The sequence below is a fragment of the Streptomyces sp. NBC_00259 genome (genome assembly GCF_036181745.1).
Classification (GTDB): domain Bacteria; phylum Actinomycetota; class Actinomycetes; order Streptomycetales; family Streptomycetaceae; genus Streptomyces; species Streptomyces pratisoli.
The window spans coordinates 4,178,621-4,191,324 of the sequence record NZ_CP108080.1 but is presented as its reverse complement, the minus strand read 5'-3'; the positions used below and the strand labels follow the sequence as shown (position 1 = coordinate 4,191,324).

Below are 12,704 nucleotides of genomic sequence, written 5' to 3'. Positions count from 1 at the left end.
GACCGCTGCCGACAACGCGAACCGGGTGGTTCTACGATCTCGCGGTGAGCTACGACATCTACTTTCTGAGCCGACGCGAGGGCCAGTCCTGGGATGAGGTCCTGGAGGCCATGGAGGACGCGGCTGCCGAAGACAGCGAGCCGATCCCCGACGAGCTCCTCGAAGCGTGGCAGCGAATAGAGCCACAGGCCCGAACCCTGCTCGGCGATGTGGACATCACGGAGTACGAGCAGGAGTCGCGGGACCTGAGCCACTCCGGCACCGGTATCAACCTGTCAGTGTTCGGTGACGAGGTCAGCGTCACGGTGCCCTACTGGCACGTCGGCGACGGTGCTGCAACAGTGCTCGGCACGCTCTTTGCTCTCTCCGCGATCGTGGAGAAGGAGACCGGCCTGACTGCCTATGATCCCCAGGTGGAGATGCCGTTGGCGGATACGCCTCCGCAGCAGGCAATGGGCATCATGTCGCGGATCACGACGGACCTACGAAACCGCTACGGAGGTTGAGGTCCGCGTGTACGGAGGTTGAGGTCCGCGGTCGGGGAGCGGGAAACGGGCCTCCAGTGTGTAGTGCCCGGAAGGGTACGGGCCGTGGGTCAGTCGGCCGCCGGCGGCCGTGATGCGTTCGGCGAGGCTGCGCAGTCCCAGGCCCGGCTCCCCGGCAGCCTCGGGAGGGGACGGTTGGTTCGGGGCGCGGACACCGTCGTTTGCCACCGTCAGCAGCACCTCGCCCGGCAGCGTGTCCACCGCCACCCGGCAGGTGCGGGCGCGGCTGTGTCTCAGCACATTGGCGGCCGCCTCCCGGACCGTCGTCGCCAGGACCGTCTGGAGCGGCGCGGGAAGCGGCGCGCTCACCGGTCCCGCCTCGGTGCGGATCCCGGCCGACTCCAGCAGGTTCCGGACGGACTCGATCTCCGTGTCGAGAGACAGGCAGTGGTAGCCGTGCGCCACCCGCCGGGCCTCCTCGTGGATCTCGCGCATCCCGGAGAGCGCCTCGGCCAGCCGGCTCCGGGCCGAGTCCGGTGTGCGGTCCATCAGACGCAGCGCCAGCTCGCACTGGAGCGTGATCGCCAGGAGCCGCGGCCCGAGCAGATCGTGCAGATCGCGGGCGAAGCGCAGCCGCTCCCGTACGACGACACGGCGCTGGGCGGTGTCGGTCACGACGGCGGACACGGTCGTGGCGGTGTCGGCCGTCGTGGCGGTGCCGGCACCGGCCTTGGCCCGTGAGCACAGCGCGGACGGTGCGGGCAGAGCCTGTGACATGTCGCCCCCATTCTGCGTCTGGTACCGCGAGAGCGTCACCGGTCCCGCTATCACTCCGCTATACGAGCCCCGCTGCTGCGACCCTCCCCGGTGGTACACAGGGCGCCTTGACTCGCAGAGGGCCCGTCGTCGGACCAGTCCGGCGGGACACAGGGCGGGCCCCGGACGGACGACGGGGGAACCGATGCAGAGGATCGTGCTGGCCGAGGACATGCACATGATCCGGGTGGCGCTGGCCGCGCTCCTGGAACTGGAGCCGGACATGGAGGTGGTCGCACAGGTCGCGAGCGGCAGCGAGGTCGTACCGGCGGTCATCCGGACGGAGGCGGACACCGCGGTGCTCGACATCGACATGCCCGGCATGGACGGCATCACCGCCGCCGGACTGCTGCGCGACCAGGTCCCCGACTGCCGCACTCTGATCCTCACGGGCGTCGCACTGCCCGGGCAGTTGTGGCGGGCGCTCGACGCGCAGGTGAGCGGCTTCCTCCCCAAACACGCCTCACCGGACGAACTCGTCGAGGGGGTGCGCAGGGTGGGTGCGGGCCGCCGGGTCATCGACCCCGAACTGGCCATGTCCGCCTGGGAGATCGGTGACAATCCGCTCACCAGGCGCGAGGTCGAGGTGCTGGGCCTCATCGCGGCGGGCGCGGAGACCGCGCAGATCGCCACCACCACGAACCTGTCCGTCGGGACGGTCCGCAACTACCTCACGACGATCGTGAACAAACTCGGCGCACGCAACCGCATCGACGCCCTGCGCACCGCGAAGGAGAACGGCTGGCTGCCCTGAGCGCCCCGGGCGGTCCGACGTCGCCGTGCGACGTATAGGGCCTTTATCGGAGCGCGCGCTGTACTCCTGCCATGCCAAGGAGACGACGTGCGCGGAAGCAGAGCCCGGAGCCGCGGGAGGAGGCCCGCTCCGGCGGGCTGCACGCACAGGACCGCACCGCGGCGCACTGGGCCCTCGACTACGCGCGCCGGCTCGCCGACCGCCATCCGCCGGCCCACCGCATCCTGATCCAGACCAGCATGTCGCCGACCGGCTACTTCCACATCGGGAACTTCCGGGACACCGTCTGCGCCCACCTGGTGCACCGTGCCCTCGCCCGCATGGGCCGCCGCTCCGCGATCCTGCTCAGCTTCGACGACTACGACCCCGTACGGGAGAGCCAGGCCGCCCGGGACCCGGAGCTCGCGGACTGCGGAGGGCGGCCGCTCGCCGAACGCCGGGAGCGTGCCGCCCGCATCTGCCGCGCCTACCTCGCGGAGCTCCGGGCAGTGGGCATCCTGCCCGCGGAGGCCGACGACGACGGGCGGACGCCGCCCGGCGGCGACTGGGAGACGCACTACCAGTACGAGCGCTACCGGGCCGGTGCGTACAGGGAGATCCAGCGCCGCTACCAGCGCGACGCCGAACGGCTCGCGACGCTGCTCGGCAAGGGCGACGGGCGGGACCTCTTCGCCGTCTACTGCCTGCAGTGCGGCCGCAACACCACGGAGATCCACCGGCTGGACGGTCATGCCGCGCGCTACCGGTGCCTGTCCTGCGGTGCCGAACTGACCGCCCACGACCCCGCGGACGTCAAACCGTCCTGGGCGCTGGACTGGACGCTGCGCGTCGCGTACGAGGGCATCGACTGCGAGCCGGCGGGTCAGGACCACTGCAGCGCGGGCAGCACCATGGACCGGACGCGGCCGGTGTACGACGGCTATCTCGGCTCCCCGCAGCCGGTCATCGTCCCGTACGGGCTGGTCCGCGGCGAGCGGGGCGGCGGCAAGATCTCCGGGTCGCTCGGCGGCGGCCCGTTCGTACGCGATCTGCTCGCCGTCCATCCCGCGCCGCTGGTGCTGTGGCTGTACGCCCGCCGCAACTGCCTGTCGGATCTGCGGCTGGGCTTCGGCCCGGGCCCGTTCCTGGGCGCGTACGACGAGTTCGACCGGTTCGTCCGGGCCGTCGGCCGGGACGAGCGCGCCCGGATCCTCTGGGAGCTGCTGACCGACGAGGAGCCCGGCGGATACGCGACCCTGCCCCGGATGCGCTCGGTCCTGGGGGCGCTGTACGCGCACGGCTCCTCGGCGGACGCGGCGCGGCGGCACCTCGTCGCCCTGCACCCGGGCGCCGACCGGGCGTTGCTCGACGAACGGCTCGGCCACGCGCTCGCCTGGCTCACGGAGCACGGCCGGGACCACTACTGGGCGCCGACCGGTGACACACCGGCCGGCCCCGCGGTCGACCTGCTGATCGAGCAGTTGAGGCAGCACACCGGAGCCGGCGCGCCGCGGGCCGGCCGCACCCGGGAGGACTTCCGGGAGATCTACGGGGCGCTGTTCGGCACCGCGCACGGTCCCCGGCTGGACACCCTCGCCGACGTCTTCACCCCCGCCCTGGTCGCCGACGCGCTGGCCGCCTACCGCGACCGCGGTGAACGCCCTCTGCGCGCACGGCTGTCCGGCGGATCCGACCGATCCCGTCAGGAGGCCCTGAGCCGTGCGAGCTGAGATCTTCACCCCCGGTGGCGGGCCGGCGCCCGACGGCTGGGACGCCTTCGTCCGGGACCGGCGCGCCTGCGTCCTGTGGGAGGAAGACCTGCTGGAGGCGGCCGGCCGGGGGAACCGGCGGCCGCTGTTCGCCGGACTGGTCCGGGACGCGGGCGAACCGGTGGCGGCATTCTGCGGGCGGCTCGGGGTTCGGCCGCTCGCCCAGCGGTTCCGCCCGCCCGGCCGGGCGGCCGTACCTGGCTGGTTCCAGGTCCATCTGCCGAACAGTTTCAGCGCCGGACGGCTGTACGCCCCCGGTCTCGCAACCGCCGGGCGCCGGGCCGCCACGCGCGCCTTCGAGCGGGCGGTGCGCCGCCGGCTGGGCCCGCGCTGTCTGGGGATCCTGCACCTCGACGTCGAGTCACCCGACCTCGCGTATCTCGACGGCGCGTTGCGGCTGAAGAGGGACACCGCCTCCAACGCCGTGCTGCACAACGGCTGGGAGAGCATGGACGCGTACTTCGCCGGGCTGCCGCGGGGCCGGCGACGCAGACTGTCGGCGCTCCACGAACGGATCGGCGCCGACCCGGATCTGGTCGTGGACGTGGCGGTTCCGACGATCGACCCGGTGCACGCCAGCCGGCTGGACCAACTGACCCGGATGAAGCACACGAGCCGCCCGGGCGGGGTCGTGCCGCTGCTGCCCTCCTACTTCGAGCGGCTCAACCGGTCCTCCGGCGCCTCGTACTTCGTCCACCGCGACAAGAGCTCCGGCCGGCCCGTGTCCTTCGACCTGGTGCTGGACGTGCCCGGCGGCTGGGTGACCACGGTGACCGGATCCGCGGGCGGCCGGGATCTCTATCTCGACCTGTACCTGAGGGAGATCAGCAGGATGATCGACACGGGAGTGCCTGCCGTCGAACTCGGCCCCGGCATGCGGCAGCTGAAGGAGTCCTTCGGCGCCACGGCGATACCGCGCCACGCGGTGGCCGTCCCCTTCTGACCCGCGCACGAACACGATCAACTACCGACCAAGACCACCGACCACCGACCACCGACCACCGACCACCGACCACCGACCACCGACCACCGACCACGAAAGCAGATCCCATGGACTTCACCACCGCGCTCGACCAGCATCTCGCGGCCGTCCGCACCCGCGACCTGGACGCCTACATGGCCACCGTCCACGACGAGGCGACGATCATCCTGCCGAACGGGAAGACCGTGGAGGGCGCCGACGCCATCCGGGCCTTCCACAAGGGCTGGTTCGAGGACCCCGACTGGACGATGGAGACCGAGACCAGCCGCACGGTGGTGCACCAGGACACGGCGGTGGCCGTGCTGACCGTCGACTACCGGGACCTGGACCAGCACGGCAAGCCGTACGAGCTGCGCTATCTGCTCAGCCTGGTCTTCGCCCGCACCGACGGGAACTGGATGCTCGTCCACGACCAGAACACCCACTGCTGAGATGCGCGGCCGACAGCGCTACGCACGGACCGTGCGCCGTGCCGTGGCCACGGTGCCGCACTACAGGGAGCGGTACGCGGCGACCGGGACCCTGCCGCCGCTCACCCGCGACGAGGCCGAGCTGCGGCGGCATCTGCTGATGCCGCTCGGCTCGGCCCTGCTCGCGCGGCGCGACCCCGGCCGGCCGGCCGGCGAGCACATCGCCGAACTGCACGAGGCGCTGCGGCTCGCCGGACACCGGACCGACGGCGGCAGGGACGTGTACGAGATCGCCTCCGCGCTGCGCGATCCCGTGCGGGCGTACGGCACGAACTGGCGGGTGCTGCTCGCGACCACGGCGGACGCCGGACGGTACGCGGAGCGGTACGCCGAACGGTCCGGTACCGATCGCTCCGGCACCGAACGCTCCGGCACCGAACGCTCCGGCGCCGAACGGCCCGGCACCGGCCGCCCGGTGCCGGACGGGCACGCGCTCGTGGTCGGCGACGCCGGGCAGCTCGCGGGCGTGGCGGCGGGTCCGGTGACCGTGGAACGCGTCACCCTGGCGGCGGCCGCCCGGACCCGCCCGGCCGCCGGTTCGGTCTGGTACGAGCCCTGGCTCGGCCACCTCGGCGGGGTCCCCGGCGCCTGCGGGGAGCTGCATCTCAACCCGTCCCGCGTTCATGCGCGGCTGCTCGACGGGGAAACGGTGCTGACGCTGCTGCGCCGACGCCGTCCCACGCTCGTCCATGTCCGGCCCGAGGGTGCCGAGTTCTTCGGTCCCGGGCGGTGCCCCCTGCACGGCGTACCCATCCTCCGGAGACCCCTGTGACCGCGGCCGTCTCACCCGTCATGCGGCTCGTGCCGGTGCTGCGCAATCTCGTACGGACCCACCGGCTGGAGCGGGCCGACCCGGCCCGTCTCGAACCCGAGCGGCGGCGCCGGCTGGTCCGGCTGGTCCGGCACGCGCAGGCCGGTGTGCCGCGCTACCGGGAGCTGATCGCGCCGGAGACCGCGGCCGCCTTCCGGGGGCCGGAGGACCTTCCGTCGCTGCCGACGCTGGACCGCGCCGAACTCCACGACCGGGCGCCCGAGGACCTGCTCGCGGACGGTTTCACCACGGCGAACACCAAGGCGGGCACCACCAGCGGCTCCTCCGGTATCCCGATCACCATCCGCAACTCCGAGCGCGATCTGGGCTATCTGCGGGCGTCGTACCTGTACGACATGCTGGCCACGGGGCTGCGCCCATGGGACCGGATCGCGTACTTCCGGGTCGCTCCCTTCCTGCGGCACCCGCTGGAGCGGTTCGGTCTGCTGCGCACCTTCCACATCGACACCAGCAGGACGCTGGACGAACAGGTCGAGGCGTTCCTGGCGGCCCGGCCGACCTTCCTGGTCGGCTTCCCGCATGTGATCGCCTCCGTGGTGGAGGAGCTGGAGCGACGGGGCCTGCGCTACCGGGGCGCCCGCCGGGTGCTGTTCGGCGGGGAGCGGCTGACGCCGACCGCGCGGGCGCGGGTGGTCGGACATCTGGGCGCGCGCTGCCACGAGGTGTACGCGTCCGTCGAGGTGTTCACCATCGCCCGCACGTGCCGCCTGGGCTCGCTGCATCTGCGGTCCGCGGACGTCGTGGTCGAGCTGGAGCAGGAGGACGGCTCCGTCGTGCCGGTCGACGGGATCCGCGCGGCGGAGGGCGAGATCCTGGTGACCCGGCTGCACAGCGAGGCGATGCCGCTGATCCGCTACCGGCTCGGCGACCGGGTGGCCGTGGGGCCCGCGGACTGCGCCTGCGGGCGGCGCACCCCCGTCGTGCTCCGGGTGCAGGGGCGCAGCCAGGACCGTTTCCGCGGCCAGGACGGCCGTGAGTTCTATGCCGACTTCCTCACCAGCCGAGTGCAGGACTTCCCCGAGGTCTCCCGGATGCAGCTGGTTCAGGAGCGGCCGGCGCAGGTCACCGTCCGTGTGGTCCTCGCGCCCGGGTCCTGCGCCTCGGTGACGGAGCGGATCGGGTCGGCGGTGCGGGAGGCGGTTCCCGGCTTCGACGTGGTCGTCGAGCAGGTGTCCTCCATCGCACCCGAGGCCAACGGCAAGATCAGGGTCGTGAAGGTACTGCCGGCCGGAGCGGCCGACTGACCGGGAGGGTCCGGTCGGCTGAACAGGAGGAGGGACCGCCGTCACGAGCCGTCCCTCCTCCCGGTTTTCCTTGTCCCCTTCATTCCTGTCCTCGCCGTCGGGCGGCGTTCCGCTTCAGATGGCGCGGCGCTCCTCCAGCGCCGCCCGCCAGGACGGCGGCAGGTTCCGGACCACCTCGATACCGGAGAAGACCGAGGGCTCCTGCGGGCCGACCTCCTTGACCCATGCGGCCATGCGGCCGATGCCCTCCTCGAGGCCGACGGGCTGCTCGGGGGTGCCCAGGACCTTGTGGGCCTTCTCGTGGGTGGCGTAGGCGTCGCGCACCTCGTTGCGCTCCGGCAGGTGGTTGACGCGCAGCTCCACGTCCATGGCGTCGCAGACGGCGGCCGCGATGCGGTTGACGCTGTACACCTGGTCGCCACCGACGTTGAAGACCTCGTTGTACGCCTCGGGCGTCTCCACGGAGCGGGCGATGGCGGGCGCCACGTCCTTGATGTAGCTGAAGGCGCGGGTCTGTTCGCCGTCGCCGAAGACCGTGAAGGGCTCGCCGCGCAGCGCCTGGTTCATGAAGATGCCGATGACGTTGCGGTAGCGGTCGCCGATGTTCTGGTACTCGCCGTAGACGTTGTGCGGCCTGAAGATGATGTAGGGCATGCCGAACATCTCGTGCGTGACGCGGAGTTCCTGTTCGACGGAGAACTTCGCGATGCCGTACGGGTCCTCGGGCGCGGGTACGAGGTCCTCGCTCATCGGCAGCTGGTTGGCGCCGTAGACCGCGATGGACGAGGTGAAGACGAAGCACTTGACCGTGCCCGCGTTGACGGCCGCGTTGATGAGGTTGACGCTGCCGACCACGTTGTTCATGTAGTTGAAGCGCTTGATGAAGTGGCTCAGTCCCTCGGCGGCGTACGCGGCGAGGTGGAAGACGTAGTCGACGCGATGGGCGGCGAAGACGGCGTCGACCACCTCGGGATCGCAGACGCTGCCGTGCCGGAACTCGGCGCCGTCGGGGACATTGCCGTGCACGCCTCCGCTGAGGTCGTCGAGGACGATCACCCGGTGGCCGGCGGCGAGCAGTTCACGCGCCACATGGGATCCGATGAAGCCGGCGCCTCCGGTGACGAGGGAGACGGGGGCGGGGGAGTCGAGGTTCATGCGGGTTCCATTTCCTTGGCGGGGGTGGCGGAGGCGGTGTCCGCCGGGGCGGGGGACGCGGGTGTGGTGCCTTCGTGGACGGAGCCGGCGCCGGGCCGGCGGGAGAGCTTCAGCAGATGCAACGCGGGTCCGGTCATCACCGTGGTCAGCACCGCCATCACGACCAGCACGGTGAACGCGTTCTGGTTGATGAGCCCGGCGTCCAGACCGGCACGGAGCACGACGATCTCGGTCACACCGCGGGCGTTCAGCAGCACGCCGAGTCCGAGCGACAGCCGCCAGGGCAGCCCCGCCGCCCGCGCGGTGACGGTGGTCCCGGCGAGCTTGCCCACGACGGCGGTGACGACCGCGACGGCCCCGGCCAGCAGCAGACCGGCGTGTCCGGTCACCTGGGTGAGGTCCACGGTCATGCCGACGGACACGAAGAACAGCGGCAGCAGCAGCCTGCGGTTCACGGAGTCGAGCCGGGTCTGCACGGCGGTGAGCGCGGATCCCTTGCGGTGCGGTACCAGCGTTCCGGCCAGGAAGGCGCCGAATATCGAGTGGACGCCGATCAGGTCGGTGAGCCAGGCCAGCGAGAAGGCGAGCAGCAGCAGGGCGAGCAGCCGGGCCGCGGACGACACCCGGGCCCGGTCCGCCCACTGGTCGGCGGCGCGCACCAGGGGGCGACCGGCGATCAGCACGACGGCGGCGAACCCCGCGGCGAGCAGCACGGTGCCGCCCGCACCCCAGATGCTGCCCGCGCTCGCCACGGCCATGGCGGTGGCGAGGGCGCCCCAGGCGATCACGTCGCAGGCGGCGGCGCAGGTCATGGCCATGGTGCCCAGCGGATGGCGGGCGAGGCCCGACTCCTGGACGATGCGGGCGAGCACGGGGAAGGCGGTGATGCTCATCGCCGTCCCGAGGAAGAGTGCGAAGGGGACGAACCCGATGCCGCCCGCGGCGAACTCCCGGTACACCAGGGCCGCGGACAGCACGCCCAGCACAAAGGGAATGATCATGCTGCCCTGGCTGACCGCGCCCACGATCCGGCCGCTGCGGCGCAGTTGGGAGGCGTCGAACTCGGAACCGACGGCGAACATGAAGAGGATCAGGCCGACCTGGGCGAGCAGCCCGAGGAGCGGCTTCGCCGCCGTGGGGAAGAACAGTTCGACCGAGCCGGGGAGCAGTCCGGCCAGGAAGGACGGTCCGAGCAGCAGGCCCGTGGCGATCTCCCCGATGACCGGGGGCTGGCCCAGCTTGCGGGCCAGCCAGCCGCCCGCGGTGGCGACCGCGGCCACCGCGGCGAGTGCGGCGACGACCCGCAGCACCGTTTCGCTGACGTGCGTGCCTCCGGAGGGCGGCCCGCCGCCCGCACCACCCGCCCCGCCGGGATCCGGCACCCCGAGGCCGAACCCCAGGACGGCGACGAGCACACCGACGGCCACGGCGGAGATCAGCAGGGGATAGACGATGCCGCGCCAGGCGGGCGTTCCCGCGGGGCGCGGCGGAAGGTCGTTCATCATGAGGCTCCAAGGTCGGTCGGCACCGCGGTCGGCGCGGTGGGCATGGTGGGTGCGGGGGTGGTGGACGCGGTCGCGCGAGAGACGGTCGTACGGGACGCGGTCGTACGGGACGCGGTCGTACGGGACGCGCAAGCGCCCGCGGACGGCGTCGCGGGGCCGCGAAGACGGCTCCGGAGCAGGAGGCGCGCCAGCACGGCGTGGGCCACCTCTCCCGAGGCGAGGGCGGTCACCGCGCCGAGCGCGCCCAGGGCCGGTACGAGAACCAGGCCGAGCAGGACGGCGCAGACCAGTCCGCCCAGCGCGCTCACCGCGGTGGCCCGCAGGGTGCGGGAGGTCGCGTTCTCCAGCAGGTAGTTGAGGCTGCCGACGGCGAAGAACAGCGGGACGCACAGCACGTACAGCAGCAGGACGGCCACCGACGACGGTACGAGCGCGGCCTGTTCGGCCGACCGTGCCAGCCACAGGGCCAGTGCGGTCCACACCGCTCCGACGGCGGCGACGGGCAGCAGACGCCGTACCACCCGGCGGTCCAGCGAGGCGGGGTCCACCGACCGGAGGGTCAGGGACACATGCGGCTGGAAGAGCCGCATCAGATAGCCGAAGCCGTTCAGCAGCACGGACGAGGCGAGGACCATCAGATACAGATGGCCGGTCTGTTCGTGGTGCCGTGAGGCGCCGAGCATCGCGAAGAGGAGGCTGACCGTGCCGGCGGCCGCGATGTCACCGCAGGCCATCAGCACGGAGGTGGACACCACGGGCCGGGTGATCCCGCGGCGCACCGGCCGGCGGGTGGCCCGGTACAGGGCCGGCAGGTGGGCCAGGTTGAGCAGGGCGGTGCCGGCGAGTATCCAGCCGGTGAAGGCCACGGGCCCCCAGCCCAGCAGGCTCGCTCCCCCGGCACCGGTGGCGATGACCAGCGACAGGATCGCGAAGTTCAGGACGTCGGCACGGTTCCTGTCCAGTGCCCGGCAGAGCCCGACCAGCACGGTGTTCAGTCCGAGGAGCGCGGCGTAGAGACCTGCGAGCAGCCTCAGCATGCCCGTGTCCCCGGCCGGGAGGAACAGCGCCGCGCAGCCCAGCCAGAGCACGGCCGCGCCGGCGAGCAGCAGCGCGGACACCAGCAGGACGGTGATGAGCTGGGGCCCGGTGCGCCGTGCCCTGGGCACGAGTTTCAGCGCGGACTTCTCGATGCCGAGCGTGGTGAGGGTCGTGAGCACCTGTGCCGTGCCCATGGCCGCGGCGTAGGGCTCGTACGTCCCCTCCCCCCAGCTCGCCAGCAGTGCGGCGTTGGTCCCGAGCAGCGCCAGCCGGAAGGCGGTGCGTCCGGCGAGCAGGGAGGCCAGCGACCGGGCGGTGGGGCGCCGGCCCGGCCCGCCGGACGGCGCCGTCATGCCGGCGCGGAGTGGGCCGGCCGGGGGACCACCGCGTCGGAGGTGACGAAGCGGCCCTTGCCGCCTCCGGTGATCTCGATGCTGTCCGTGCGGACGACCTCCAGGGGGAAGTCGCAGCCGGCCACGGTGAGCAGGCGTTCCCGTACCGCTGCGGTCAGTTCGTCCCATGCGGTGCGGGACAGCGGCGTGGACGGGACCACGTTCAGCCGGACCGCGCCCTCGCGGCTCTGCACGACGCTGCACTCGGCGATGCCGGGGAAGGTCGCGGCCAGATGCAGGAAGGTGTCCGGGTACAGCTGGCGGCCGGTGGGCAGCAGCACCGCGTCGTTGACGCGGCCCGCGGTCAGCCGCAGGGTCCTGAAGCGACGGCCGCAGGGGCACGGGTCGGTGTCGATCCGGCCCACGTCGCCCAGGTCGTAGCGGATCAGCGGCATCGCGCGCTCCATGAACGCGGTCACCACCACCCGCCCCTCGGTGCCGTCCGGCACCGGCTGCCCGTCCGGTCCGAGGATCTCCACGAGCAGCCGGTCCTCGGCGAGATGGGCCCGCTGGTGGACGCACTCGTACGCGATGTTGAGCACCTCGAACGCCGAGTACTCGTCGTGCACGGGTGCCCCGAACTCCCGCTCCAGCAGCGCACGGTGCTCCGGGACGAGGAGTTCGGACTCCGTCATCACCAGCTTCAGCATGCCCCGCAGCGCGGTGAGTTCGGCCGGGGTCAGGGCCCTGAGCAGGGCACGCAGATGCACCGGGTACCCGATGATCACCTGGGGTGCCGCGGCGAGCAGTTCGGCCTTGATCTCGTCCATCGGCCGGTCGGTGAGCAGCACGTGGCGGCGGAAGAGCCCGGCCTTCTGGAAGCCGCGCGAGGGCGGCGCGAACGGCCTGATGTGCGAGAGCCGGTCCGTGGGCCGATAGCGGCCGGTCGCCAGGAACCGGCGTACGCACGAGGCCATGTGGTAGTCGTGGCTGTGCTGGTCGTGGACGACGGTGACCCGGCGTCCGGTGGAGCCGCTGGTGCGGAAGGTCGGTACGGTGCCCGGCACCACCCCGTCCGCGAGGAGTTCCTCCAGAGGCCGGCCCCGCAGGACCTCCTTGTCGATGACCGGCAGCTTCGCCACCTCGTCGAGGGAGCGCAGCGGTCCGGTGCGGTAGTCGGGCTCGTCCCGGTAGTACGGGACCCGCGCCCGGGCGTGTGCCAGCATCCGGTTCAGCGAGGAGAGCTGGCGCCGGCGCAGTGAGCGCCGGGAACCGTACTGCCGGGCGAACGTGACGGGCACGTACCAGGCCTCTCGGAGGAACATCTCGTCAACTCCCCTTCG

12 protein-coding genes are annotated in these 12,704 nt (G+C 72.2%); 7 read left to right on the top strand and 5 right to left on the bottom strand.

What is annotated here, in order from left to right:
- Positions 1 to 44 precede the first annotated feature (44 nt).
- Complete coding sequence (locus tag OG766_RS18890; RefSeq protein WP_266380913.1) at positions 45 to 506, top strand: hypothetical protein; 462 nt, start codon at positions 45 to 47, stop codon at positions 504 to 506.
- Here OG766_RS18890 and OG766_RS18885 read toward each other — a convergent pair.
- Positions 483 to 1,262, bottom strand: coding sequence for a sensor histidine kinase (locus OG766_RS18885; protein WP_266380911.1), 780 nt, complete (start codon positions 1,260 to 1,262; stop codon positions 483 to 485). The genes OG766_RS18890 and OG766_RS18885 overlap by 24 nt on opposite strands.
- Before the next feature lie 184 nt (positions 1,263 to 1,446).
- Between OG766_RS18885 and OG766_RS18880 the strand changes: the two genes are divergently transcribed.
- The 6 genes from OG766_RS18880 to OG766_RS18855 all read left to right on the top strand — a co-directional run bounded on the left by OG766_RS18880 (position 1,447) and on the right by OG766_RS18855 (position 7,331).
- Complete coding sequence (locus OG766_RS18880) at positions 1,447 to 2,055, top strand: response regulator transcription factor (RefSeq protein ID WP_266380908.1); 609 nt, start codon at positions 1,447 to 1,449, stop codon at positions 2,053 to 2,055.
- 71 nt (positions 2,056 to 2,126) lie between these two features.
- Positions 2,127 to 3,764 carry a lysine--tRNA ligase gene (locus tag OG766_RS18875; protein ID WP_328725835.1) on the top strand — a complete coding sequence of 546 codons (1,638 nt, stop codon included), beginning with the start codon at positions 2,127 to 2,129 and terminating at the stop codon, positions 3,762 to 3,764.
- Positions 3,754 to 4,746, top strand: a complete 993-nt coding sequence (locus OG766_RS18870) for a hypothetical protein (RefSeq protein ID WP_328725834.1) — start codon at positions 3,754 to 3,756, stop codon at positions 4,744 to 4,746. The genes OG766_RS18875 and OG766_RS18870 overlap by 11 nt, the downstream gene beginning before the upstream one ends.
- Before the next feature lie 107 nt (positions 4,747 to 4,853).
- Positions 4,854 to 5,216 carry a YybH family protein gene (locus OG766_RS18865; protein ID WP_266380900.1) on the top strand — a complete coding sequence of 121 codons (363 nt, stop codon included), beginning with the start codon at positions 4,854 to 4,856 and terminating at the stop codon, positions 5,214 to 5,216.
- A 1-nt stretch (position 5,217) separates the two neighbouring features.
- Positions 5,218 to 6,027: a hypothetical protein gene (locus OG766_RS18860; protein ID WP_328725833.1), complete on the top strand. Its 810-nt coding sequence runs from the start codon at positions 5,218 to 5,220 to the stop codon at positions 6,025 to 6,027.
- A complete protein-coding gene (locus OG766_RS18855) occupies positions 6,024 to 7,331 on the top strand; it encodes a phenylacetate--CoA ligase family protein (protein WP_328725832.1) in 1,308 nt (435 codons plus the stop codon). Before OG766_RS18860 ends, OG766_RS18855 begins: the two co-directional genes overlap by 4 nt.
- A gap of 114 nt (positions 7,332 to 7,445) precedes the next feature.
- Here the strand turns inward: OG766_RS18855 and OG766_RS18850 are convergent, their stop codons facing one another.
- From OG766_RS18850 to OG766_RS18835, 4 genes are read right to left on the bottom strand one after another with little or no spacing between them, the layout of a single operon-like run.
- Positions 7,446 to 8,486, bottom strand: coding sequence for an NAD-dependent epimerase/dehydratase family protein (locus OG766_RS18850; RefSeq protein WP_328725831.1), 1,041 nt, complete (start codon positions 8,484 to 8,486; stop codon positions 7,446 to 7,448).
- On the bottom strand, positions 8,483 to 9,991 hold the full coding sequence (locus tag OG766_RS18845; RefSeq protein ID WP_328725830.1) for a cation:proton antiporter: 1,509 nt from the start codon (positions 9,989 to 9,991) through the stop codon (positions 8,483 to 8,485). The genes OG766_RS18850 and OG766_RS18845 overlap by 4 nt, the downstream gene beginning before the upstream one ends.
- Positions 9,988 to 11,382 carry a hypothetical protein gene (locus OG766_RS18840; protein WP_328725829.1) on the bottom strand — a complete coding sequence of 465 codons (1,395 nt, stop codon included), beginning with the start codon at positions 11,380 to 11,382 and terminating at the stop codon, positions 9,988 to 9,990. The genes OG766_RS18845 and OG766_RS18840 overlap by 4 nt, the downstream gene beginning before the upstream one ends.
- Positions 11,379 to 12,686, bottom strand: coding sequence for a phenylacetate--CoA ligase family protein (locus OG766_RS18835; RefSeq protein WP_328725828.1), 1,308 nt, complete (start codon positions 12,684 to 12,686; stop codon positions 11,379 to 11,381). The genes OG766_RS18840 and OG766_RS18835 overlap by 4 nt, the downstream gene beginning before the upstream one ends.
- Positions 12,687 to 12,704 lie beyond the last annotated feature (18 nt).

What these genes read in the sequence shown, in the direction of transcription:
- OG766_RS18885 (WP_266380911.1), bottom strand. Translation starts at nt 1,262, where the DNA reads ATGTCACAGGCTCTGCCCGCACCGTCCGCGCTGTGCTCACGGGCCAAG.
- OG766_RS18880 (WP_266380908.1), top strand. Translation starts at nt 1,447, where the DNA reads ATGCAGAGGATCGTGCTGGCCGAGGACATGCACATGATCCGGGTGGCG.
- OG766_RS18875 (WP_328725835.1), top strand. Translation starts at nt 2,127, where the DNA reads ATGCCAAGGAGACGACGTGCGCGGAAGCAGAGCCCGGAGCCGCGGGAG.
- OG766_RS18865 (WP_266380900.1), top strand. Translation starts at nt 4,854, where the DNA reads ATGGACTTCACCACCGCGCTCGACCAGCATCTCGCGGCCGTCCGCACC.
- OG766_RS18860 (WP_328725833.1), top strand. Translation starts at nt 5,218, where the DNA reads ATGCGCGGCCGACAGCGCTACGCACGGACCGTGCGCCGTGCCGTGGCC.
- OG766_RS18850 (WP_328725831.1), bottom strand. Translation starts at nt 8,486, where the DNA reads ATGAACCTCGACTCCCCCGCCCCCGTCTCCCTCGTCACCGGAGGCGCC.
- OG766_RS18845 (WP_328725830.1), bottom strand. Translation starts at nt 9,991, where the DNA reads ATGATGAACGACCTTCCGCCGCGCCCCGCGGGAACGCCCGCCTGGCGC.
- OG766_RS18840 (WP_328725829.1), bottom strand. Translation starts at nt 11,382, where the DNA reads ATGACGGCGCCGTCCGGCGGGCCGGGCCGGCGCCCCACCGCCCGGTCG.
- OG766_RS18835 (WP_328725828.1), bottom strand. Translation starts at nt 12,686, where the DNA reads ATGTTCCTCCGAGAGGCCTGGTACGTGCCCGTCACGTTCGCCCGGCAG.